Raw genomic sequence first — 23142 nt, forward strand, 5'->3', positions numbered from 1 at the left:
GGCAATAACCTACAAATACCCATTATTAATTTATAAATCGCAAATTTTCCGTATTATTTTTATGTTATTTTTTTCTTTACAAAATCCCATAAGACGATTCCCGCCGACACCGATACGTTGAAAGAATGCTTCGTTCCGAACTGCGGAATTTCGAGGCAACCGTCGGATTCCGCAATCGCTTCGTCACTCACACCTTCCACCTCATTACCAAATACAAACGCATAAGGGACCTCCGGGTCGGGTTCGAAGTTTTGCAACAGCACACTCCCCTCGGCCTGCTCTACGCACCATACTTTGTAACCTTCCGATTTCAATATTTTAACGGCTTCTGCCGCACCAGGGCATTTCTCCCATGCTACCGACATTTCGGCCCCGAGGGCGCTGCGCGTGATCTCGCGGTGCGGGGGCGCCTGCGTGTAGCCGCAAAGCAGTATTTTCTCCGCCCGTAGCGCATCGGCCGTCCGGAAGAACGAACCGATGTTGTTCAGGCTCCTGATATTGTCCAGCACGATCACGAACGGAAACTTTTCCGATTCCTTAAACGCTTCGACCGACAGGCGGTCCATTTCATCTACACTCAGCTTGCGCATGAATTTTACTCGATTGATTTCATAAAAAAAGGTTTCTGCACCTCGTACAGAAACCTTTTCGGTATGGTAAGAACAAATTACTTGATCTTGGTGATCAGCTCTACGATGTTCTTAACGCCCAGCTTTTCGAAAATGCGGGCTTTGTAAGTACTTACGGTAGAGAGCTGCAAGTTCAGCTTTTCTGCAATTTTTGCGGTTCCAAGGCCCTCCTTCAAAAGGTTCATCACATCGGTTTCACGCGGCGACAGGCTCACGATCGGGTCCGGCATGTATTCCTTCGGATTGATGAGACGATTGATATTCATTTGCTGCATATCTTCGCTCATGTATTTCTTGTTGTTCAGAACGCTCATAACGGCGGTTTTGAACTCTTCTTCCGGCGCGTCTTTCGACAGATAACCGTCGGCTCCCGCTTGGAGGTACATCAAGCCGTAAAGTTGCTCGTCATAGCTCGAAAACATGAGGATCCTGATACCGGGCGACTTGGTACGAATGGTTTCCACCATCTTCGTAGTATTACCACCAGGAATATTAATATCCAGGATCAGGAGGTCATAAGCTTTGGTCTCGATTTCCTGAAGAATTTTATCAAAATCGTCAACGTCCGAAATGGTTGAATCCGGAATTAGTGATTTGAGGAGGTGTTTGGTACCGATTCTTACCACAGCGTGGTCTTCGGCGATCAGTATGTGTTTCATGGATGGGTTGGGTCCAATGGATGTAAAAAACTACTGGTGTCAAATTAATCCGGCCAATCAATTTCCAGCCTGATGATTGCCCTTAAACTGAAAATCCTGATTACCAACCAGTACAATTTTGTACATTCAGATTGAACTGATTTGATGAATTAACAAAAATAGTAATCAGCATTGTATTAAACATAAAAAATATCAAATTAGTATATCAATTATTTATCAAAATCCTTGATCTGAGCACATTTAACATACATCCTATAACTTTTGGGATCGATCAGTAATAATTTTACACACACTTCTCTACGCTCCTGGACCTATCACGACAGCCTCGTGGATGTATTTTCGATGCGGGAAGCACCATTTCCTTCTACCGTTCCCTGGCTGTTTTACCGCAGGGAACAACTGGCAATTCAGACTTCTGACCTAATTTATTCATTTATTCTTACTTCCAAAGGTTCCGGTGATATTTTGGCGGTATTTCACTGCGTACCAGGCCCTAATGGATGGATTTCACCGCCTTTGGCACCATTTGGAGGCATTATGCCGGTGGGAAATTGTCACTCACACCAACTCACTTTCCTCCTCGACTGCATCCGGGAATGGGTTGCCGACATGGGAGGAAATATGCTCACGGTTAAAACGGCGCCTTCCTGTTACGACCCACACGCATACGAAATTTGCCATCGTGCCTGCCTCTCAGCCGGTTTCTTACCCAATCATACCTATTCTAATCATTATATTCCTATTGCCAGCCAGTGTTTTGACCGGATTATTGAGCCAGCGGAGCGACGCAGGTTAGCCAAAGGCAAAGTAAGGGGGTTGCGAGTGACAATGTATCGTGGTATTTCCGACAAGCTGGCAGAAGGTTTTCTGCACCGGTGTTACAATGTACGAGGATACAAGTTCCCTGCTCCGCCGGATCAATTAGCCCGTTTTATAACCGCTTCCCCTGAAAATTACCTGGTTTTTACAAACTGGCTCGAAGATGAGCCGGTTGCAATGGCGATTATGGTGCGGGTAAGCGACGGTATTCTCTACCACTTTATGTCCGGGTATTTGCCCGAATATCGTGCATTGAGCCCCGCCCTAATGCTTTTTGAGGCTGCTTTTGAATATTGTCGGAAAGAAAAGATATCCGTTCTGGACCTGGGCATTTCTATCGATCACCTCGGCAACCCGAAGCCGTCGCTAAGTCGGTTTAAGGCCAACATTGGTGGGCTGGAATGCAAGAAGGTCGTTTACCAGGCCCAGTTCTGATTTATATTCCGGAACAATTGCCATCGCGGTAGAATACGCTCGAAGCGTGTGTCATCTATCCTGCGAATCAATGTATTTTTCTCTCAAAATATTCACAATGCGCTGCGCCGTATTTCCGTCCCAAAGCGGGGGAATTGTTTGCTTTTTGGAATCCCGTGCAAGTATTTTTCCAATGGTATCCCAAACCTTTTGTGCATTAAAATCGGGCAACAGATAATTGGTGCCGTACCCGACGGTTACCGGCCGCTCGGTGTTGTTTCTTAATGTAATGCAGTGAATCCCGAGAAAGGTAGTCTCTTCCTGCACGCCTCCGGAATCGGTGATAACGACGGTGGAATGCCGCATTAAACTTAAAAATTCAATGTATCCCTGCGGCGGGAGTATTTTTACATTCGTCCATTTCTGCAAATCCAACCCAAAGTCAGCCATGTTCCTAGCGGTACGCGGATGCACGACAAAAACGATCATCCATCGCATTGCGAGCATTTCCAACATCTCGGCAATCTTTCTCAATCCATCTTCATGATCCACATTACCCGGCCGATGCATAGTGATGAGCAAGTAGGGCTCACTGCCAATCCCCAATTGCCTGGAAAGAGACATGTCCTCGATCCGGTCGCGAAAACGCACCAGCGAATCGATCATCACATTACCCACCAGGTGAATGCGGCCCGGATCGATGTTTTCACGGAGCAAATTATCCATTCCCGCCTGCTCGGTTACAAATAGCTGGTCCGAGAGTGCATCGGTCAATATCCGGTTCATCTCCTCGGGCATCGTGCGGTCGCGGCTGCGCAGGCCCGCCTCTACGTGTACGAGCGGAATGCGCATCTGCGCGGCAACAAGCGCACACGCGAGCGTAGAGGTTACGTCACCTACGACCAACACCAAATCCGGCATTTCCACCCGCATCACCCTTTCAAATGCGCACATGATCTCGGCCGTCTGTACGGTAGGAGATCCCTGCCCGACGCCCAGAAAATGATCCGGATGCGGAATTCCGAGCTGTTCGAAAAAGACTCCGGACATCGCGAAGTCGTAATGCTGCCCGGTGTGGACGATCTGCGGGTGCATGTCGGGATATTGCATGAATGCGCGGTGCAACGGCGCGATTTTCACGAAGTTGGGCCTGGCGCCGGCCACTTGAAGGATCTTCATAATCGTGGTATGTGTTAGGGTATCTGGCGCTTTTTCTCGTACTTCGTCTCTCTAATCAAGTGGTGCCTCAATGGGGATTATTGTACGTCAGGGATTTAAGAGTTCCATTGTTTCTTATGTTGGTGTTGTCATCGGCATTTTCAATATCCTGATCCTTTACAACCAATACATGACCCAGGAACAGCTGGGTTTATACGCCTCCACCCTGCTTACCTTCCCGGTGATTTACATGTCGTTCTCATTGCTTGGGGTACCTTCGGTGGCTGTCAGGTTCCACAGCCGGTTCCAGGACGAGCATTCGCGAAGGCAGCTTTTTACATTTATCATTATTACACCACTGATAGGTCTCACGGCATTTGCGCTGTTATACCTGCTTTTCAAGCCATTATACCTTAAATTTTACCTCGACCACTCTCCGATGCTGGTCAAATACTATTATGTTTTCATTCCGCTGACAGTCGGAATGGTGTACCTGCTGGCGCTGGAATCCTATTCGCGGATCAACCTGCGCATTGCGGTGCCTTCGCTGATCCGGGAAGTCGGTCTCAGGCTTGCTAACAGCCTATTGGTGATCCTTTTCGGGTTTAAAGTCATCACTTTCGACACGATGGTCAATCTTACCGTGGTCAGCTACGCGGTGGCTATTGTGGCAATGCTCATTTATCTCCACGTTCAGAACCGGCTTTTTACATCGCTGGATTTCGGTTTTATCAAACATCCCGCGTTCAAGGAAATGTACCGGTACGGCCTCTGGGTACTGTTGGGCGGCGCGAGCGCGGCATTACTGCCTCATATCGAAAAAGTACTTTTACCCGCATTCGAAGGCGGTTTGGGCAACACGGCGATCTTCGACATCGCTTCCCGCATTGCATTGGTGATTTCCATTCCGAGAAATGCGATCGTGATGATCAGCGCACCGATTATCTCGGAGGCCTACGTCAAAAACGATATCCCGCATATTGATACCATCTACAAAAAATCGTCGCTCAACCTGTTCATCATCGGCTCCTTCCTTTTCCTGGGAATCTGGTGTAATATCGACGCCATTTTCAGCCTCATTCCAAAATCCGACATTTATTCCCAAGGCAAATGGGTGGTGCTGATGGTCGGGGTGTCACGCATTGCCGACATGATGACCGGCCTGAACACCGAAATCCTGACCAACTCTCGCTATTACCGTTACGACATTGTTTTCATGCTTTTTTTCACGGTATTGATCCTCGGGGCAAGCCAGTTTCTGATACCGCTTTACCGCTACAACGGTGCGGCGGCGGCGGCACTTTTTGCGACGGTTACCTACAATATTGTCAAGCTGTTTTTTATTAAAAATAAGATGGGGATCCAGCCTTTCTCTACCGGTACCCTGAAAGTTTTGTTACTGGCAGCGCTGGCTTATCTGGCGGCTTACTTTATCCCTGTCCCCAATAATCGTGAACTGATCCCGGTGCTGGCCGGCATGGCGATCCGGTCTGTAATAGTGACGGTCATTTTCGGGGGCGGCATTCTGCTCTGGCGGGTTTCGGAGGATATTTCTACCGGGTTCAGCCTGGGATGGGGCATGGTGAGATCGGCCGTTTTTAACAGAAAGTAAGTCAGGCCCGGCATGAAACCGGCGATTAGGCCCTGTAACCGGCCGCTGTCATATCAACTTTTGCTATCTTTGGCACAGCAATCATGGGCGCAACGGCCCCAATTTCCGGATTACCAATGTCTTTAAAACAAAAAATAGTCGCAGGACTTCTGAAAGAACCTTACAGCAAGTACCAACTGATCAGCTATGACCGTACCAAGCCTGTCAAACTGGTAGTAGGCGCGATGTATTCCCTTTTTAAAGGCTGGATTCATTCCGATATCGAGACATTGGACCTGCTGAAAAAGAGCGATTGGGAGAAATATTTCCCGGAAAACTCGATCGACAGGATACTAGCGGAACACGTCTGGGAGCATTTAACACCGGAACAAGGCCAGCTGGCATTTCAGAATTGCTACACATTCCTGAAACCGGGAGGCATACTGCGTGTAGCGGTTCCCGACGGCTTCAATCCGAGCGAGGAATATATCGACTATGTAAAACCGGGCGGAACCGGCAATGGCGCCGACGACCACAAGCTGCTGTACAATTACAAGCTGATGTCGGGTTTTCTCGAAAATGTGGGCTTCAAAGTAAACCTCCTCGAATATTTCGATGAAAACGGCCAGTTCCATCAATCACCGTGGAACCCCGAGGACGGTATGATCCGCCGCTCCGCCGACCACGACGAGCGCAACCGCGACGGGAAACTGGGCTACACTTCCCTGATCATCGACGCAATCAAAGGCTGAAATGGGCTTTTCCGGCACACTCGCACCCATCGTTTTGTTTTGTTATAACCGCCCCGCGCATTTGCGGCAAACGGTGGAAAGCCTGCGCCTGAACACGCTGGCACCGGAAAGCGAGCTTTTTGTGTATTCCGACGGCCCGAAAAATGAGGATGATCGTCAAAAGGTCCGGGAAGTCAGGAATTATCTTTCGACAGTAACCGGGTTTCGTGCTATTCACATAACGGAGGCCGAAAAGAATAAGGGGTTGGCCGCATCGGTGATCGAAGGGGTCAGTTTTGTTCTTTCCAAATATCCGAACGTAATCGTGCTCGAAGACGACATGCTGAGCGCCACTGATTTTCTCTCGTTCATGAACCAGGCGTTAGATGTATATGCAGAACGCACAGATATTTTTTCGGTAACCGGCTACACGCCGCCGGTTACCTTTCCTGAAAATTACCCGCACGACCTGTACCTCGTGCCACGCGCCAGTTCCTGGGGCTGGGGCACATGGGCGCACAAATGGGCGAAGGCCGACTGGCAGGTTAAGGGCTTTTCTACTTTGAAAAACGATGCGGACCATCGTGAAGCATTTAATAAAGGAGGTGACGACCTATGGCCCATGTTGGTCAAGCAGCAAAAAGGCGTGATCGACTCGTGGGCGATTCGCTGGACCTATTCGCAGTTTCAGAACAATGCTTACGGGCTCTACCCTGTGCATTCCAAAATCAAAAACATCGGAACGGACGGCAGTGGTACTAATTTTACATTTAAATCGGGCGAATACGGTCACGAAATGACCGAGGGCGGTGTGCAAATGCCTGCCGGGCTGATGCCTGATGAAAAAATGATCCGTGCATTCGGGGAGTATTACCGGCTGCCTTTCCTTTTAAAAATTAAAAACCGGGTCAAATACGGCATTTGACCCACCATTCATATGTACTGGCTTCGCTACCTGCTTAAAGAACCTTATCACGCGCTCAGCTCCGCGCGGAACCGTGAATTCATGGGGTTGTTGCTCAAATATGGCAACCGCGCCCGTTATAAGCTTACGGACGTGGCATTCGGCGGGTTTAAACTGGAAGTACCCGACACCATGTCATTCCTTTGGCAACATAAGGAAATCTTCGCGGACGAGTTCTATTATTTTGAAAGCAAAGAGACCCAACCGGTTATTTTCGACTGCGGCGCAAATATTGGAATGAGCGTTCTGTATTTTAAAAAGTTGTTCCCGAACGCGCGGGTACTTGCATTCGAAGCCGAACCGGCGATTGCGTCGCTGCTGCGCCAGAACCTGGAAGGCAACGGCGTGAAGGATGTTGAAATTATCGACAAGGCCGTCTGGGTTAACGAAGAAGGTATTTGGTTCGGTAGCGAATCTGCCGATTCTTCTTCCATTTATTCTACCGCCCGGAAACGTAAGATCGACTCTATTCGACTGAAAGATTTCCTGGCAAAAGAAACCCGAATCGATTTTCTGAAAATGGACATTGAAGGGGCGGAAATCGATGTGCTTCACGATTGCCGTAGCTCGCTCGCGCATGTGGAGAATCTTTTTGTAGAGTTCCATTCCTACATCGGCAATGCGCAGGCCCTGGCGGATGTGGTCAAAGTTTTTGAAGAAAACGGCTTCCGGTATTATGTAGATACCAACCAGCACCGGCTCCGGCCATTCGTTAACCGCCGCTACCGTGGCAACGATGTGATGGACCTGCAATTGAATATCTTCGGCTGGCGGGAATAGGCTGCTGTCAGAGTCGGGAATCGACCATATCCTGTGGCAATACCGATTTCAGATCGAATATCACCGAATCAGATCTGGTAAATTCTCCAAATTCCATCGTGCGGAACTCCTCGTGCGCCACGGCCAGCACCACAGCCTCGTAAGTAGCTCCGGGTTTGTCGAGCAATGCAATATTATACTCCGCCAACACCTGCTCGCCCGAAGCCCAGGGGTCGTATACTTCTACCTGCATTCCAAAATCGGTGAGCTCGCGGTACACGTCTATTACGCGCGTATTGCGGATGTCCGGGCAATTTTCCTTGAAGGTAATGCCCAGGATCAGAACGCGGCTTCCTTCTATCCTATGCCGTTTGCGAATCATAAGCTTTACGAGCTTATTGGCTACGAATACGCCCATCATATCATTTACCCTTCGGCCGGAGAGAATTACCTGCGGATAATATCCCAGCGATTCGGCCTTGTAAGCCAGGTAATACGGGTCGACGCCAATGCAATGCCCGCCGACGAGCCCCGGTTTGTATTTCAGGAAATTCCATTTCGTGGCGGCGGCTTCGAGCACTTCGGTAGTATCGATGTTCATCCGGTCGAAAATCAACGCCAGCTCATTCACAAACGAGATATTCACATCCCGCTGGGCATTTTCGATCGCCTTGGACGCTTCTGCAACTTTAATACTGGACGCCAAATGCGTACCCGCCTCAATTACCGACGCGTACAAATCGTTCACAAAGCGGGCCGTTTCGGGCGTAGAACCCGACGTCACTTTTCTGATTTTTGTGAAGGTATTGATTTTATCGCCCGGGTTAATGCGCTCAGGCGAGTAGCCGCAGAAGAACCCTTCGTTGAATTTCAACCCGCTTTCACGTTCCAGCACCGGCACGCAATCGTCTTCGGTACAACCCGGATAGACCGTCGATTCATAGATCACTACATCGCCCTTTTTCAGTATTTGCCCGATCATCGCGCTGGCTTTCAACAGGTACGTCAGATTGGGCTTTTTGTAATGATCAACCGGCGTAGGCACGGTTACGATAAACACATTGCATTCCTTCAATGCACCTTCGTCCCACGAAAATGTAAGGTTAGCAGCCTCCCGCAAATCCTGCCGCGAGATTTCCTTGGTCGTATCGTACGCATCTTTGAGCTCCTGAATGCGCCGTTTGTTGATATCGAAGCCAGTTACCGGATACTTCCTGCTAAAAGCCACGGCCAGCGGCAAACCGACATAACCAAGTCCGATAACGGCAATTCTGACATCTGATCCGGGTAACATGGAAGGTACTTAATTGAATGTTCGGGCATAAAACTAGGCATATTTCGTCCTACCAAAAAATTATCGACGAAAGCGTTACCAAAGTAAAAAATGAGCGTATTTGAATAAAGTGGTCACTCCAATATCGTCGCTCTTTATGGAATTAATGGTCATTCAAGGGAAGAATATGCTTTTCTAAGGTCACAAACTGTGACCTTAGAAAGAGGGAAAAAAGTCACTAATCACACTCACAGGCAAGAGTTTGACTCTTAGAACACAAATTGTGATCTTAAAGCGCAGTCATGATTGCCGTATTGATTTCAATGCGCGTAAGGATTCGGTGGGAAAATATGCACCTGAAAACCTTCCTGCTGCATGGCCTTCATAACCTGCTCCGAAGGCAGTTTTTTGAATATCACCGCGCACAAAATCTGCGAGGGCATCAATGAAGCTTTTACGAGAAAATCATGAAATGCGAGCTTCCGCTTGATCTTCCGGAATGCCGCAGACGAATCGTCGGCCTTTTCCTGTGCGTACGAGGGATGATAGTAGTTATTGTTGATACCCTTAAAGGCAACCGCCGGCAGCCCCATGCCATTCGCAAGCTTGTCCATTTCGCGCTCAGACAGTTTGAAAACGTAGTTCCCCACCGTTTCAAACGAATACCTGTTCTTCCAGTATTTCTGTAACGCTTTTGTGTCGAACCGGTCGAAAATATTCCTTAGTGCGAGCAGAAAAGGCATTTTGGAGACGGGGTCGTGTGGTTCTATCAGGATCACCGCCTCACGCGCCACGCGCACCATCTCGTACACGCCCAGGTACGGGCGCGGGAAGTGGTGGTAGGCCTCCTTGCAGAAAACGTAGTCGAAGCTATTGTCGGCAAATGTCAGACGCTCCACATTTTCGACCGCGTATTTTTCAATGAATCCTCTTTCTTTGGATAAAGGCAAAAAGGTGCCGGCAATATCGCTGGCGGTCGAATCCAATCCCTTTTTGAAAAAATAGCTGGCATCGAAACCGTAACCGTCCCCTACTGTCAACCACGACTTCTTTTCCTGCACGAATGGGTTTGTCAGTTCGAGCTGGCGCTTGTGGATCCAGTTATTAATGGTCAGATGCGCATTATCGTACTCCCACAATTCGATGGCCTTGTTTTTTGCCTCCTGTGTAGCATATTGCAATTCATACCATTCAGAATGCGCCTCGTGGCTTCGTTTTTCGCTCGACATGTTTCGGAGTTACAGATTTGGCGATAAAGATAGTTTCATCGGATAGAAAATTATTTAATGGCAGAACTATTAATTTTACCCGGGTGAAACAAATCTCCGGCCAAAACACGAATGAGCGATAGCGATCAAATGGTGCTTCAATTAAGTACTTTTCATTGGGAAGGTGGGGCCGGGGTCGCTGCGGCAAGGTTGCACCAGGCATTGCTGAATGCCGGGGTGGATTCGCATCTGATGGTTTCGGAAATCTCCCGACCGGGCCCGCAAACGACTGCCTGGGCGGATAATCCCTGGAAATCCAGAAAAGCCTGGGGGAATTTTGTACTGGAAAGGCTTAGTTTTCTTCCCTATGAAAAAGACAAGTCCGTCCGTTTCGCATTTTCTCCCGCCGCCGCCGGGGCAGACATTGCCGATCACCCGCTCGTAAAGCAAGCCAGTCTCATTCATTTGCATTGGATTAATTTCGGGTTTCTCTCCCTGAAATCGCTGGAAAAACTGTTCGCACTAGGCAAGCCGATCGTCTGGACATTGCATGATATGTGGACATTTACCGGCGGCTGCCATTACAACCGCGGATGCGAACGTTACCTGTCGCATTGCTGTTACTGCCCGTATCTCAAAAAGCCGGGCGAATATGATATTGCTTTTGCCCAATTCGAGCAAAAACAAAGGTTATATCAAGACAGGAATCTTACACTCATCTCTCCCAGCCGATGGTTGGATAATCTCGTTCAAAAAGCGGCGTTGACCAACGGCAGGCCGTCAAAAGCCATCCCGAACTGCATCGACACCGATTTTTTCAAGCCTGGCAACCGTGCCGAAGCCCGAAATGCATTCGGGCTCCCAGCTGATAAGAAATTGCTCCTCTTCGCAGGTGCGAACACACAGGACCCGCGCAAAGGCTTTACCTACTTTCAGGAAGCCATGCGACATCCCGATCTCGCCAATGCCGAAGTAATGATCCTCGGCAAAGGGAAACCTGAAAATTTTAAGGATATGCCGGTGAAAGCGCATTTTCTGGGTAAAATCTCGGATGCCGGCCAGATGGTGCAGGCCTATAATGCAGCCGATGCATTGATCGTCCCGTCGCTGGAAGACAACCTCCCGAATACCATCATGGAAGCTATGGCGTGCGGTACGCCGGCCGTGGGTTTCGAAACCGGGGGTATACCGGAAATGATCGGACATTTCGAAAACGGCTTTATCGCAACACCCAAATCCGCTTCTTCACTGTCCGAAGGTATTCAATGGGTATTAAGCCATAATACAGAAGGCGACGTTTCCGCCAATGCCCGTAAGAAAGTTTTACAATGCTATTCCGGGGAAGTGGTAGCCCGGCAATATTCCCAACTTTACGAATCCCTGCTTCATGGACAATAGCCCATTGCTGACAATCATCACCGTGACATTCCAGGCCGAAAAATACCTCGGCCGAACTTTAAGCAGTGTGGAAAAGGCTATTTCAAACGTAAAAAATGCCTCGCAACTGGAATACCTGATCATCGACGGCGGCTCCAACGATCAGACGCTCGCGATCGCAAATGGTTATAGCCACTTTATCTCCAAAATTCTGTCCGAAAAAGACAAAGGCCTTTACGACGCCATGAACAAGGGGTTACGACTGGCATCGGGGAAATATGTCTGGTTTTTGAATGCGGGTGATGAGGCTTACGACGATCAGACATTGCAAAACCTCCTGTCGTCGCTCGAAACCGGGGCCGCGGTATATTACAGCGACGCCATGATGGTCCGCGAAGATGGTACCGAAGTGGGCCTGCGCAGCCATTTCACGCCCCACACCCTGCCCGCAAACCTTCGCTGGCAAGATTTCGCGCTCGGCATGAAAGTGTGTCACCAGGCATTTATTGCACGAAAAGACATTGCTCCGCCTTATGAATACCAGAATCTCAGCGCCGACATCGAATGGGAGATCGAATGCCTGAAACGGGCCGAAAGCATACAATTTCTGCCGTTCGTACTATGCCGCTATCTTTTGGGCGGGCTGTCCGTCAAAAATCACCGTCGCTCGCTGACTGACCGCTACAAAGTGCTCAAAAAGCATTTCGGGTTGATTCCGACGCTATTCAACCACCTGCGCATCTTCTGGCGGGGATATTGGTTTGCCAAAAAGAATGGAAAATACTGGTAACAGCTACCCTACCTGCTACTCCCAGCTGATCCACGATTTAGCGTCCTTAGCGCTTACCATATCGTATGTCTCGTCCGATGTCTGGATCAGGTAAAAGCCGCTTGCATCGAATAAAAGGTTTCCCGACTTTTCTACGGCACTGCCCGCAGGTATTTCCCCAAACGCCCCGAATTCGGTGAATATTACGCGGCCGTCGGCAGTAAACGTGGGCTTTGCCGGAGCGTGTCCGTAATCCAGATAAATGCCGTTCTCGTCATAAAAAATTGGTGCAAACGCGTCGTACCTGCTGTTGAACGCGGGAGCGTACATGTAGAATCCGTATGACCGTCCCTGGCCGTCTTTCAAGTCATTCACCTTGAAAGCGTCGTCGACACCGTTCACGTGAAATCCATTCGCCGAGCGCCAGTCGCCGCCGGATTCAACAGGCGCCTGCCACCATCTTCTCGCCGCTGCCAGGTCGACGGATATAGGTTTGATCGCGCTCACTACTATCCCGCTTGCGCCTCCTCCGCTGACACCGAGCTGTGTTGAATTGGCGTTCCAGGTGATGTTTCCAAAACCGGTGATCGTTTGAGAACCGTTTACTAATGGAGATACGAACGCCACGCCGCTTGGCGTCATGTAATAATTCGTAGTGAAAGTTTTCGGCACATTTCCGTTCAACCAGGTCATTTTGATCGTTCTCGTATCCTGGCCGACCGTAATTTCATAGGTATTTGCACCGAGCGTAACGCGTTTGAAATAAGGAATGTATTTAGCGATATTGTTAAAAAGGAGCGCTTTCGCCAGATCACCGTTCGTATATGCAGTTGCCTGCGCCTGTGTCGCTTTTGTGAGTACCAGGCGGCTCTGGTTTTTGCGCCCGACAAACGCCATCCGATCCGCACTCAGGGAATCACCATAAATACTGAATTCAAAATCGGATTTGAGGCCTTCGCCCAGTACACCGCCGTTGACTTCTTCGTCGGGATCGGCCAGCACATGCAGGTAAGAATAAGTGTCAAATATCAATGAAGGCGTTTGCATGGCCTTCAACCGGTAACTGCTCTCCTTCGACTTGGCAGCTGAGGCATCCGAGAAATCGGAGTACATCGTTACCCGGTTTTTGTCATCGAATTTGAAATAGAACCCGTAACTACCGCCACCGCCGGGATAAATAACCGCATTCCAGCCATAAGGTGCTTCGACAAGCTGCTTTTCGTATGAAGCCAGTGCAGCATTCAGACGCACGTCCGCCGACTCCTCAAAAACCGTGTCGTCTTTGTTTTCGCATGAAAAGAAAACAGTGGTCAGCAACAGCAGATATAAAAATGATCTCTTCATCTGGCATTAAAAAAGTTTATTCATCGAAGTCCGCACCTTTTTCTGGAGACTGTAAAAATCAATTTTCCAGGTATTCTTATAATAGGCTACAATAATAGCCTCTTTTTGGCGCAATGCGGCCTGAGCCTGCGCCTTTGTTACGCCACTGGGGCTTGTTCCTTCCGGTATCGAGTTCACGATCTTGTCGAAGCCTGCCCTACCTTCCGTCAGCATCATCGCGATCATTTCCACAAAATCCTCGTCGAAGGCGGAAGAGCTGTAAGCCGTAATGAAACCGTCGCGGCGGGCATCGGCGTCACTCCAGTTGATCCAGTTACCTCCCTGGTAGTACGCTTTCGAAATGTTCTTGTAGTCTACCGGGTAAAGCACGGTCTGGTGGAGAATATGCCCGAATTCGTGATGGATCGTATGCAGGAACCAGTTCTTCACGAAAGACGAATCCCGTGCCGCGTCGTAACCATCCATTCCTTTAATCTTGAACAGGTTCACACCATACAAAATCACCTTCCGCCCGCCTTCCGCGGTTCCGAGCGTGACGGAACCCGATTCGACATTGTACTCATTGCTCCCCGAGAGAATGAAGAATTTGGGTGAATATTTATTGTAAAACACCCTTCCCGCTTCTTCCACGTAAGGATTTGTCCATGCCTTTTTAATAGTGCTGAGCAGCGGGATCACCTGCGCTTCGTCTGGCGGCACCAGGTTTTTGGTCAGGTTCCCGAATTCAAACTGGTCCCATTTGTATTTCGCCGAAATATTGTAGGGTACAACGAGACTGTCCTGAATCCATTTATCGACAGGCCCCTCTGCCCAAACGTCACCACCCAGACCCGGAATATCGTCTACCTCACCGATCCCGTCCTCCTTGCAAGAGGTTAAAGTCGCGCTGCACAGCAAACCTGTTACGACGTAGATTGTAAAATGTTTAAATATATTTTTCATAGTTGAATGGCTTTCTTATCTGGGATTTTGTGCAATACCTGAAAGCGCGGCTGTCTGCGGGATTTGCAATACCCTGCGGTTATCGCCGGCCGGAACGGAAATGACGGTACCCGATCGCGTAGTATGTGTCACCGGCACATTGTACCGTTGAAGGTCGAACCAACGCATTCCTTCCTGTACAAATTCAACGCGCTTAAAGGCCAATACCGTGTTCACAATGTTGTTTCTAAGGTTATTCGTCCCAAAATAGTTTTGCATACTCGCGGCCGTTACCTTATGCGTCGCTGCATCGTAGTTATCGACCCGTTTGCTTATGTAAGTATTTAGATCGGTAAGGCAAGCAGCCGTGTTATTGAGGTAAGCATTCGCCTCGATCCGGTTGAAAAGTACTTCCTCGACCGTAAAAGCCGGCAACATCACATAGGGAAGCCCGATTTCCGCATTGACAGATTCACGAACGAAATATTCCGTCAATTTGGGAATAAAGTAATTGTTGTCGCCCCGATAGTAGAGTGGGTACGCCCATCCGGCATTGCCTGCAATAATCCGTTCGCCATCTGAAATCTCCTGCCATTTGGGGTACGTCATGCCATACCTGTAATTGGCCACATACCGCCCGTAGTTCGACGATGTTTCGATAAGCAGCAAATTGGCACTCTGGTTTGCGCGCGAATAGAGCCTGAATAGCTCTTCCGGCGAAAGGCTTGAATAAACGGTGTTCCACGGTCGCAGGTTTTCCGCAAAATTATTGCTTGGAAATGCGGCATTCGTGAATTGCAGAACCTTTTGGTAGTCTTTTTTCACCAGGTAAAACCGACTTGCAAATGCATTGGCGGCTGCAATATTGAAATGATATTTCGGCACGGTGTATGTACCGTCGCTGATCAGCGGAAGCCCTTCCAGCAAATCCTTCTCGATCATCTGGTAGACACCGGCTACGGTGCCACGCTCGTACTGCTTGATCACGACATCTTCCGGCACAGTTACATAAGGAATACCCGGGCCACTGTTGGCTTGCTGTGGATCAAAAAACTGGCAGAAGTAGTTCACCAGCATGAAATGCGCATACGCTCGGGCCAGCAGCGCTTCGCCTTTTTGCGCATTGTATTTCTCGGGATCGGCAACTTTACCGATGATGTCCAACGCTTCATTCGCTACCGAAATAGCCCGATAGCATTCCGCCCAGTAGGAGTCGGGCGAGTCCTGCTCATCCACTGTTGCTTCCACCGCCTCGAAAAGGAACGAACCGCGGTTGGTTTTATCGTCCTGCCCCGTCCCCTTATCGGCCACATTATCACTCATCGCTTCTGAAAACACGATGTAACCAGCCTGTGGATAAGCAGTTGTAAGCAGCTGCGATACCTGCTTGGGTGTGTTGATAATCGCCCGGGTGCTGTCCGGCTCCTTGGACAGGAAGTCCTCGCAGCCCGCCAATGCCAGCAGAGGCAGGATTAGCATTATTTTTTTAAAATTCCTGATGGTATTCATATCTGAAAAATATATCATTCTCAAACCATTACCTGATTACAATGTGAGCTTTAACGCGACCGTGAACTGCTTCTGGATCGGCTGCGCTACACCACCCGAATTGAAAAACTCAGGATCCTGCCCTTTCAATTTTTTATCCGAATAAATCAGCCATGGGTTAATGGATGAAACCTGGACACTCGCAGCTTTAAAACCGTAACGCGAAATCACCTGCAAAGGCAATTTATAGGCTAACGACACCGACTTTAACCGCACAAAATCACCCTTGGCGACGCGCTCTGTCGAATAATTATAAATGTTGTAGGGATAAGTGCCCTGGAGATATAGCAACTCCAACTGATCCGAAACCGAGGGTTTGGCAGGAACCTTCTCTTCTCCCGACATCACCCAACGATCGAGAAACTCCTTGGGCATAGCATCCAGGTCACTGAATGCACTTTTATACAGCGGATTGAGACGGATTTTGTTTCCCGCCTGATAAGTAAAGAAGACGTTCAGCGAAAGGCCCTTATAGCTCAGCGTATTGTTGAAACCACCTGTGAACGGCGGATCGACCGGCCCTTCATATTTGAGATACTGAATATTCTGATCCTGCAAATACACATCCGAACTCACTTCTCCATTCTCGTTTACGAATATCGGAACACCCGTCTTGGGATTCAATGCATTATAGTCGATCGAATAAAGGCTGCGCACGGGCTTGCCCTGAATATTGGCACCTTCCGCTTTCACGAGATCGAAAATGCCCGGGCTGTTATCCACGTTCGTAATGAGCGTGTGTGAATACCCGAGGGTAATGCGCGAACGGAAATCCCAGTCACGATTTTTGAACAACACACCGTCGACGGAAAAGTCGGCGCCGTAAGACTCCATGTCCGCATAGTTCGCGATTTTATAAATCTGTCCCCCGATGCCTGACGTCTTGATCTGATCGATCAGATCGAAGCTGTTACGGAAGTAGCCGTCGAGCGTAAAATTGATACGGTTGGCAAACAAACCTACATCCAGACCGACGTTTCCACTGTAAAGTTTCTCCCAGGTTAACTCCGTGTTTTGCAATGAGGCAAGTTCAATGGCGGACTCCTTTTCGTCGGCGTAAGGACGGCGGGTGATAATGCTTTGCAGTAACACCGCCGCATTGGTAGCCGGACCTGTATCGGCAGAAAGCCCATAGCTCAACCGCAAGCGACCCATGCTCAACCATTTCAAGTTTTTGAAGAAATTCTCACGATCGAAGTTCCACGAGCCGGCGATCGTATAAGTAGGCAGCCAGCGCGCGATAGCTGATTTTCCAAAACGGTTGGAGCCGTCGTAACGGACGTAACCTGTCACGTTATATTTTCCATCCAAAGTGTAACCAAGACTTCCGTAGAATGCAGCAAAGCGTTCATAATCCATCTGCATTCCGTAATACTGAAAATTGGTTTCAATAGTCTGCTTCAAAATACGGTAATCTACGAAAGGTGTCCCACCCTGGTCGTACTGAAAACCATAGCCCGTATTGTTTGAATTCTGACGGTTGGTGAATTTCACTTCCTGGCCCACCAGCGCATTCACTTCATGGCGTTCCCCAAATTTCTGGTTGTAACGAATGTTGTTCCGGACATTGTAGAAAAGCATCTGATCCTCATTGCGATTATAAAAACCACCGCTTGGCAAGACTACCACAGGATTCGAATTCGGGTCGTCGGGATCAACGTAAAGGTATTTGTTAGCAGCCGCGATCGTGGCGTTGTCTGCTGCCCGGTAAGCATTCGCCATATTGCTGTGCTCCGTGATAATGTGCTCCCGGCCGGTCTGAATGTACCTCAATGCGCCCAGGAAGTCATAACTGATATTATCCGTGATTTTATAAGACAGATTCCCTTGCAACTTGATATCCGCTAATGTCAGATTAAGCCTGTTGTTAGCCAGCTCGGAGATAATATTGAAAGGCGCAAAATTCCTGCGGAAGAATTCGAGATTGCCGTTCTGATCGTAAGCGGTGAGCGTCCGGCTGGTGTTCAATGCATAACTGAACGGATTGATATCGAAATCGCGGTCAAACTTGCCCTCTACCGGGTTGCTTCTTCTGCTCAGAGAGCCCGGTGCTTGCTGCCTCCTTACCGATGCCAATGTGGTCAGGCCAATGCTCAGGCGGTCGGAAAGCTGATAAGTATTGTTGAAGTTAAGGGTATACCTTTTTACTTTATCGGCGATCGTCCAGCCGTTATCGTCCAGGTAACTCACCGACGCGTACGAGCTCGATTTCTCAGTTCCAAAAGAAACGCTGAGAGAATGTTCGTGGATGAAGTTCTGTTTGAAAAGTACGTCAAACCAATCGGTATTTGCTTTCGCGTAACCCAGCAAAAACTGCCGCCTCTTCTCCGGGTTATTCATTAAGTCGAAATTCCCCTGATCGTCACCGTTCTGGATCAGGTTGTACATTTTACCATAAACTCCGTAATCCGGCTTGGAAAGTATTCCTGAATTCAGATATCCGGTCCGCTCCAGATTCCCCAGCACCGACATTTGCTGCGCCGAGTTCATGATATTGAAATTGCGGTAGGAAGGCACCAATTGCGTGCTGAAATTACCGGAATAGGTAATTACGGGCTTACCGCTTTTCCCTTTTTTAGTAGTAATCACAATCACCCCGTTCATCGCACGCGCTCCGTACAATGCGGCAGCGGCGGCATCTTTCAATATATCGAAAGTCTCGATATCGTTCGGGTTGAGCCCCGCAACCGCCGACCCGAGCAAGGTGGTAGGGTCGCCGCTGGAAAGCTGGTCGTTGGAAATGTTCACAATGTCTTCCTGCACGACGCCGTCGATCACCCAAAGCGGCTTATTGGCACCATTCAACGAAGTTGCACCGCGGATACGGATCTTGGGCGCGGCCCCGAATGTCCCGGACACGTTCTGGATCGAAACTCCCGCCGCACGACCTTCGAGCATCCGGCTGACGTCGGGCAAGCCGTCGATTTTTACGTCATCGGTTTTGAGCGTTACCGCCGAGCCTGTGAATTTATCTTTATTAATCTGCTGAAAACCCGTCACAACCACGTCTTGCAAGCCCACGGCGTCTTCCACAAGCTCTATGCTCAGGCTACGTGCGGCTTTTACCTCCTTGGGTAAAAAGCCGATCATGGTAATCACAAGGATCGCATTGTCGCTGACGTCCTGTAATACAAACTCGCCTTTTTCATTGGTAACGGTTCCTTTCTGCAAGCCTTTCACGCGTACAGTCGACCCGATGAGCGGCTCGCCGGTGTTGCTTTTCACGACGCCTTTGACGTCGATATCGGCCGCAAATGCGAGAGAAGAAAACGGAGAAGTGAAAACGGACAGAAAGAAGACACCCAGGAACAACGCAATAAGCCGACTCAGGCCACTGATCCGATAGAAAAGATTCATATAAATAAGTATAAGTCTAACCCCAAATAACTGTCCGTCCGCCCGAGGCGGGTTTAAAAATTAATAGATTCAATAATACGTATTATCGCACGAAAAGCGAAAACATTCCACAATAGGCGGTGACAAAAATTAACGCCAACTAGTTGCACGAAAACAAAAGAATATACTTAATACGCAGAAAACCCCGATACCGTTGAATGGTGCAGTATGATTTTTAGCAAATTATCTTTCTAAAAACACTGCAAAATCATATTTTATTGTCCGGAGAACGCGATTTAAGCGGTTTCAGGAAACATCTTTTTTCTTTTCCGTCAAAACGGAAGTAATGCGGTTCAACTCATCGACCTTCGAAGCAAAATCGCCTTTCAGCATATCTCGGACCGCTTTGAGCTGTTCCATGGCGGTTTCGAGATTGTCGGGGAGTGCTTCGCTGAGGACTTCTTTGAGCCGCTTGGCTAATGTGGGGGACATTCCGTTCGTTGAAATGGCGACTTTGAGATTCCCTTTTCTGACAACGGAAGAGAGGTAGAAGTCGCAGATATCCGGCGTATCGGCCACGTTCGCGAGTACATGCCGGGCGCGGGCGGTTTCCCAGATCCGTTTGTTCTCCGGTTTATCGTTCGTAGCGACGATCACCAGGTCTTTTTCCAGCAGGTCGTAGTCCTCAAACCTCCGCACAATTAGATTTATTCGGGAATTGGCTGCGGCAATGTCCCTGATTTCTCCGCGGATTTCAGGCGCGACGAGCGTAACGCGTGCGAGCGGGGAATTGTCGAGAACGGCTGTAATTTTTTCCAAACCTACGTAGCCGCCGCCCACAATGAGCGTGTGCAGGTTTTCGAGTTTCAGGAATATCGGGAAGAGATTGTTCATTGATCAAATTTACTGAAATAACCGGTTCTAAACGACACCGCGAATGCCTTTATCACTATTCCAACATCACACTTTTTCTATCTGCTTCTTTCCCCGTACCTTTGCACCATGATCGCGATTACCAACCTCAGCTATTTCCTGGGCGACCGTGCATTGTACGACGGCGCCTCACTACATATCAAGCCAAAACAAAAGATCGGACTCATCGGACTGAACGGTACCGGTAAGTCTACCCTATTGCGCATGATCAACGGAGAGTTTCAGCCCGACGGCGGCTCGATCTCCAAAGCGGGCGACTGTACGATCGGCTTTCTGAACCAGGATTTGCTTTCGTACCAAACCGAGGATTCGATCCTTTCGGTAGCTATGCAAGCATTTGAAAGACAGAATGTTCTGCAAGTGCAAATGGACAAAATCCTGCATGACATGGAGCATGATTATACGGACGACCTGGTAGACAAGCTCGCCCGCGTGCAAGACGAATTCGAAGCATTGGACGGCTATTCCGTACAATCCAAGGCAGAGGCGATTCTGGAAGGCCTTGGCTTTTCGACGGCCGATCTGAACCTGCCCTTGCGCCAGTTCTCGGGAGGATGGCGGATGCGCGTAATGCTCGCGAAACTGCTTTTGCAAAAGCCTGCACTCCTAATGCTCGATGAGCCTACCAACCACTTGGACCTTCCGTCCATTCAATGGGTAGAAAAATATACGCAGAGTTACGAAGGAGCTGTGATCGTCGTTTCCCACGACCGCCAGTTCCTCGACAATACGATTGATACGACTGTGGAAGTTTCAGGCGGTAAACTCAACTATTACGCCGGAAATTATTCCTACTATTTGGAAGAAAAGGCGCTCCGCAACGATATCCAGCGCGGTGCTTACGAAAACCAGCAGGCCAAAATCCGCCAAACGGAGCGCTTTATCGAGCGTTTTAAAGCGAAAGCGACTAAGTCTCGCCAGGTGCAAAGCCGCGTGAAAGCGCTGGACAGAATGGATGTGGTGGATGAAGTTCTGGATGAGAATGCGAAAGTGCATTTCCGCTTCCAGTTCACCACGCAACCTGGCCGCCACGTCTTTCAGTTGGAGGATGCTTCGAAGGCTTACGGCGACAAAGTGATCCTCGACGCGACCAATATCAGCATGGAGCGTGGTGATAAGATCGCATTGATTGGTGCCAATGGTCGTGGTAAATCCACCGTCCTCCGCATTGTGGCCGGTACCGAGCCTATTGATGGGAAAAGGAGATTGGGACACAATGTATCGTTTACATTCTACGCCCAGCACCAGCTCGAATCCCTCAATGTGGCGCATAACCTCATTGAGGAGTTGAAATATGCCAACCCGACGAAAACCGAAACTGAATTACGGACCGTGTTGGGCTGCTTCCTTTTTACAGGGGATGATGTTTTTAAGAAGATCAAGGTGCTTTCCGGGGGTGAGAAATCGCGGGTTGCATTGGCAAAGGTATTGCTTTCGCAAGCCAACTTCCTGCTGCTCGATGAGCCCACCAACCACTTGGATATGCAGTCGGTCAATATCCTCATCCAGGCCTTGCAGCAATATGAAGGCAGCTACATCGTCGTTTCCCACGACCGCTATTTTGTAGAGAACATCGCGAACAAGATCTGGTATATTGAAGATCATCAGATCAAGGAATATCCGGGAACTTACGAGGAGTACGAAATTTGGGTGGAAGAGCGTGGATTGCAGTCGGCTGTGAGCGAAAAAGTACAGGTAAGCAGCGCCCCGCCGCAGAAGAATCAGCCGACGCCTGCCAATCAGAATAAAAACAATGGCAAGCCTCAATCGAACGAAGATGCTCAGAAGCTGAAAAAGGCCAGAAAGCAGATCGAGGAGCTGGAAGATACCATTAACAACCTGGAAGTAAGAAAAGCGGAGACCGAAGGCAAACTCGCTGATCCTGCGATTTACAATGACCCGGTTGCGTTAGCCGAGCTGAACCGGTTTTACGCGGATATCAAGCAGAAGCTGGAACAGAGCACGGAGGATTGGGAAAATCTGATGCTGGAAGTGGAGGAGCTTTCGGGGAAATAGTAAAAATGTTAAAGGGAGCTGGGTGGCTCCCTTTTTTTGTCAACCCAAATCTTCAATTTGCGCGTAGACGTCTGCCATTGTTAATGTTAGCCCGATATGGCTAATTTCAATACTGCCTTCCAGATCAGCCGCTTCCGACGCCAGGGTCCACTTACCATTGCTTCCTTTTCGGTACACCTCAGCCCGGATCTCCTGAGAATCGATCAGTACATATTCTGCGAGTGTCCGAAGGCTCCGGTACAGATGAAATTTCTTTCCCTGGTCATAACCTTCTGTGCTGGGTGAAAGTACCTCGATAATCACCGAAGGATTGAGCAATGTGTCAAATTCCTTATCCCGAAACTCCGGTTTATCGCAGACGATCAACAGATCGGGATAGGTATACAGCGTATTTTCCGGAATATGGACACGCATATCACGGGAAAAGCTTTGGCAGGACTTCCCTTTAAGGAAACCACCAATCTCAATCGACAAATTCTCCGTAATCCGGTTGTGATACCGGCTGGCTCCCGACATCGCAAAAATCTCCCCACGATAGTACTCGCTCTTGTACTCCGCGGCGCGTTCCAGTTCAAGATATTCCTGTTCCGTGTACATTTTGATCGCTACTGCTGTCATGGTTCTAATCAAAAATAGTTAATAATGTTCAAATCACCTTTTCCAAACTCTATGTACCTTACAGTAAAAAGTTAC

The 23142-nt window shown here is 49.0% G+C and carries 19 protein-coding genes; 8 read left to right on the forward strand and 11 right to left on the reverse strand.

The genetic code is table 11. The annotated features are described in order from the left end of the window. Positions 1-59: 59 nt before the first annotated feature. Positions 60-590 carry an RNA methyltransferase gene (locus tag BMW93_RS03425; RefSeq protein ID WP_090373759.1) on the reverse strand — a complete coding sequence of 177 codons (531 nt, stop codon included), beginning with the start codon at positions 588-590 and terminating at the stop codon, positions 60-62. A 77-nt stretch (positions 591-667) separates the two neighbouring features. Then, positions 668-1288 carry a response regulator transcription factor gene (locus tag BMW93_RS03430; RefSeq protein ID WP_090373760.1) on the reverse strand — a complete coding sequence of 207 codons (621 nt, stop codon included), beginning with the start codon at positions 1286-1288 and terminating at the stop codon, positions 668-670. Positions 1289-1549: 261 nt separating this feature from the next. On the opposite strand from BMW93_RS03430, the gene BMW93_RS03435 reads away from it, so the two are divergent. After that, a complete protein-coding gene (locus BMW93_RS03435) occupies positions 1550-2542 on the forward strand; it encodes a GNAT family N-acetyltransferase (protein WP_090373761.1) in 993 nt (330 codons plus the stop codon). Between the two features lie 51 nt (positions 2543-2593). On the opposite strand, the gene wecB is transcribed toward BMW93_RS03435, so the two are convergent. After that, positions 2594-3700: a non-hydrolyzing UDP-N-acetylglucosamine 2-epimerase gene (gene wecB / locus BMW93_RS03440; RefSeq protein WP_090373762.1), complete on the reverse strand. Its 1107-nt coding sequence runs from the start codon at positions 3698-3700 to the stop codon at positions 2594-2596. A 70-nt stretch (positions 3701-3770) separates the two neighbouring features. On the opposite strand from wecB, the gene BMW93_RS03445 reads away from it, so the two are divergent. The 4 genes from BMW93_RS03445 to BMW93_RS03460 all read left to right on the forward strand — a co-directional run bounded on the left by BMW93_RS03445 (position 3771) and on the right by BMW93_RS03460 (position 7745). Further along, the gene (locus tag BMW93_RS03445; protein ID WP_090373763.1) at positions 3771-5291 is read left to right on the forward strand and encodes a lipopolysaccharide biosynthesis protein; all 1521 of its coding nucleotides are present in this window, start codon (positions 3771-3773) and stop codon (positions 5289-5291) included. 116 nt (positions 5292-5407) lie between these two features. Beyond that, positions 5408-6022 carry a methyltransferase domain-containing protein gene (locus tag BMW93_RS03450; protein WP_090373764.1) on the forward strand — a complete coding sequence of 205 codons (615 nt, stop codon included), beginning with the start codon at positions 5408-5410 and terminating at the stop codon, positions 6020-6022. A gap of 1 nt (position 6023) precedes the next feature. After that, positions 6024-6926: a glycosyltransferase gene (locus tag BMW93_RS03455; RefSeq protein WP_090373765.1), complete on the forward strand. Its 903-nt coding sequence runs from the start codon at positions 6024-6026 to the stop codon at positions 6924-6926. A 12-nt stretch (positions 6927-6938) separates the two neighbouring features. Beyond that, positions 6939-7745: an FkbM family methyltransferase gene (locus tag BMW93_RS03460; RefSeq protein ID WP_090373766.1), complete on the forward strand. Its 807-nt coding sequence runs from the start codon at positions 6939-6941 to the stop codon at positions 7743-7745. Positions 7746-7752: 7 nt separating this feature from the next. Here BMW93_RS03460 and BMW93_RS03465 read toward each other — a convergent pair whose 3' ends face one another. After that, complete coding sequence (locus tag BMW93_RS03465) at positions 7753-9018, reverse strand: nucleotide sugar dehydrogenase (protein WP_090373767.1); 1266 nt, start codon at positions 9016-9018, stop codon at positions 7753-7755. A 299-nt stretch (positions 9019-9317) separates the two neighbouring features. Continuing rightward, positions 9318-10226, reverse strand: a complete 909-nt coding sequence (locus tag BMW93_RS03470) for a class I SAM-dependent methyltransferase (protein ID WP_090373768.1) — start codon at positions 10224-10226, stop codon at positions 9318-9320. A 111-nt stretch (positions 10227-10337) separates the two neighbouring features. On the opposite strand from BMW93_RS03470, the gene BMW93_RS03475 reads away from it, so the two are divergent. Together BMW93_RS03475 and BMW93_RS03480 are read left to right on the forward strand one after the other, a co-directional pair. After that, the gene (locus tag BMW93_RS03475; RefSeq protein WP_229240164.1) at positions 10338-11603 is read left to right on the forward strand and encodes a glycosyltransferase family 4 protein; all 1266 of its coding nucleotides are present in this window, start codon (positions 10338-10340) and stop codon (positions 11601-11603) included. Next, positions 11593-12372, forward strand: coding sequence for a glycosyltransferase family 2 protein (locus BMW93_RS03480; RefSeq protein WP_090373769.1), 780 nt, complete (start codon positions 11593-11595; stop codon positions 12370-12372). Before BMW93_RS03475 ends, BMW93_RS03480 begins: the two co-directional genes overlap by 11 nt. 15 nt (positions 12373-12387) lie before the next feature. Here the strand turns inward: BMW93_RS03480 and BMW93_RS03485 are convergent, their stop codons facing one another. The 5 genes from BMW93_RS03485 to BMW93_RS03505 all read right to left on the reverse strand — a co-directional run bounded on the left by BMW93_RS03485 (position 12388) and on the right by BMW93_RS03505 (position 20394). Continuing rightward, complete coding sequence (locus tag BMW93_RS03485) at positions 12388-13695, reverse strand: DUF4302 domain-containing protein (RefSeq protein ID WP_090373770.1); 1308 nt, start codon at positions 13693-13695, stop codon at positions 12388-12390. 6 nt (positions 13696-13701) lie between these two features. Then, on the reverse strand, positions 13702-14637 hold the full coding sequence (locus BMW93_RS03490) for a putative zinc-binding metallopeptidase (RefSeq protein ID WP_090373771.1): 936 nt from the start codon (positions 14635-14637) through the stop codon (positions 13702-13704). A 15-nt stretch (positions 14638-14652) separates the two neighbouring features. After that, positions 14653-16095: a RagB/SusD family nutrient uptake outer membrane protein gene (locus tag BMW93_RS03495; protein WP_229240171.1), complete on the reverse strand. Its 1443-nt coding sequence runs from the start codon at positions 16093-16095 to the stop codon at positions 14653-14655. A 66-nt stretch (positions 16096-16161) separates the two neighbouring features. Further along, on the reverse strand, positions 16162-19521 hold the full coding sequence (locus BMW93_RS03500; protein WP_090373773.1) for a SusC/RagA family TonB-linked outer membrane protein: 3360 nt from the start codon (positions 19519-19521) through the stop codon (positions 16162-16164). 285 nt (positions 19522-19806) lie between these two features. Further along, positions 19807-20394 carry a bifunctional precorrin-2 dehydrogenase/sirohydrochlorin ferrochelatase gene (locus tag BMW93_RS03505; RefSeq protein WP_090373774.1) on the reverse strand — a complete coding sequence of 196 codons (588 nt, stop codon included), beginning with the start codon at positions 20392-20394 and terminating at the stop codon, positions 19807-19809. Positions 20395-20502: 108 nt separating this feature from the next. Between BMW93_RS03505 and BMW93_RS03510 the strand changes: the two genes are divergently transcribed. After that, positions 20503-22449 (forward strand): ABC-F family ATP-binding cassette domain-containing protein, encoded by a 1947-nt coding sequence (locus BMW93_RS03510; protein WP_090373775.1) that lies wholly within the window; start codon positions 20503-20505, stop codon positions 22447-22449. A 39-nt stretch (positions 22450-22488) separates the two neighbouring features. Here the strand turns inward: BMW93_RS03510 and BMW93_RS03515 are convergent, their stop codons facing one another. Beyond that, entirely contained in the window at positions 22489-23067 is a 579-nt protein-coding gene (locus tag BMW93_RS03515; RefSeq protein ID WP_090373776.1) for a Uma2 family endonuclease, read from the reverse strand. Positions 23068-23142 lie beyond the last annotated feature (75 nt).

The organism is Dyadobacter sp. SG02, from assembly GCF_900109045.1.
Lineage (GTDB): Bacteria > Bacteroidota > Bacteroidia > Cytophagales > Spirosomataceae > Dyadobacter.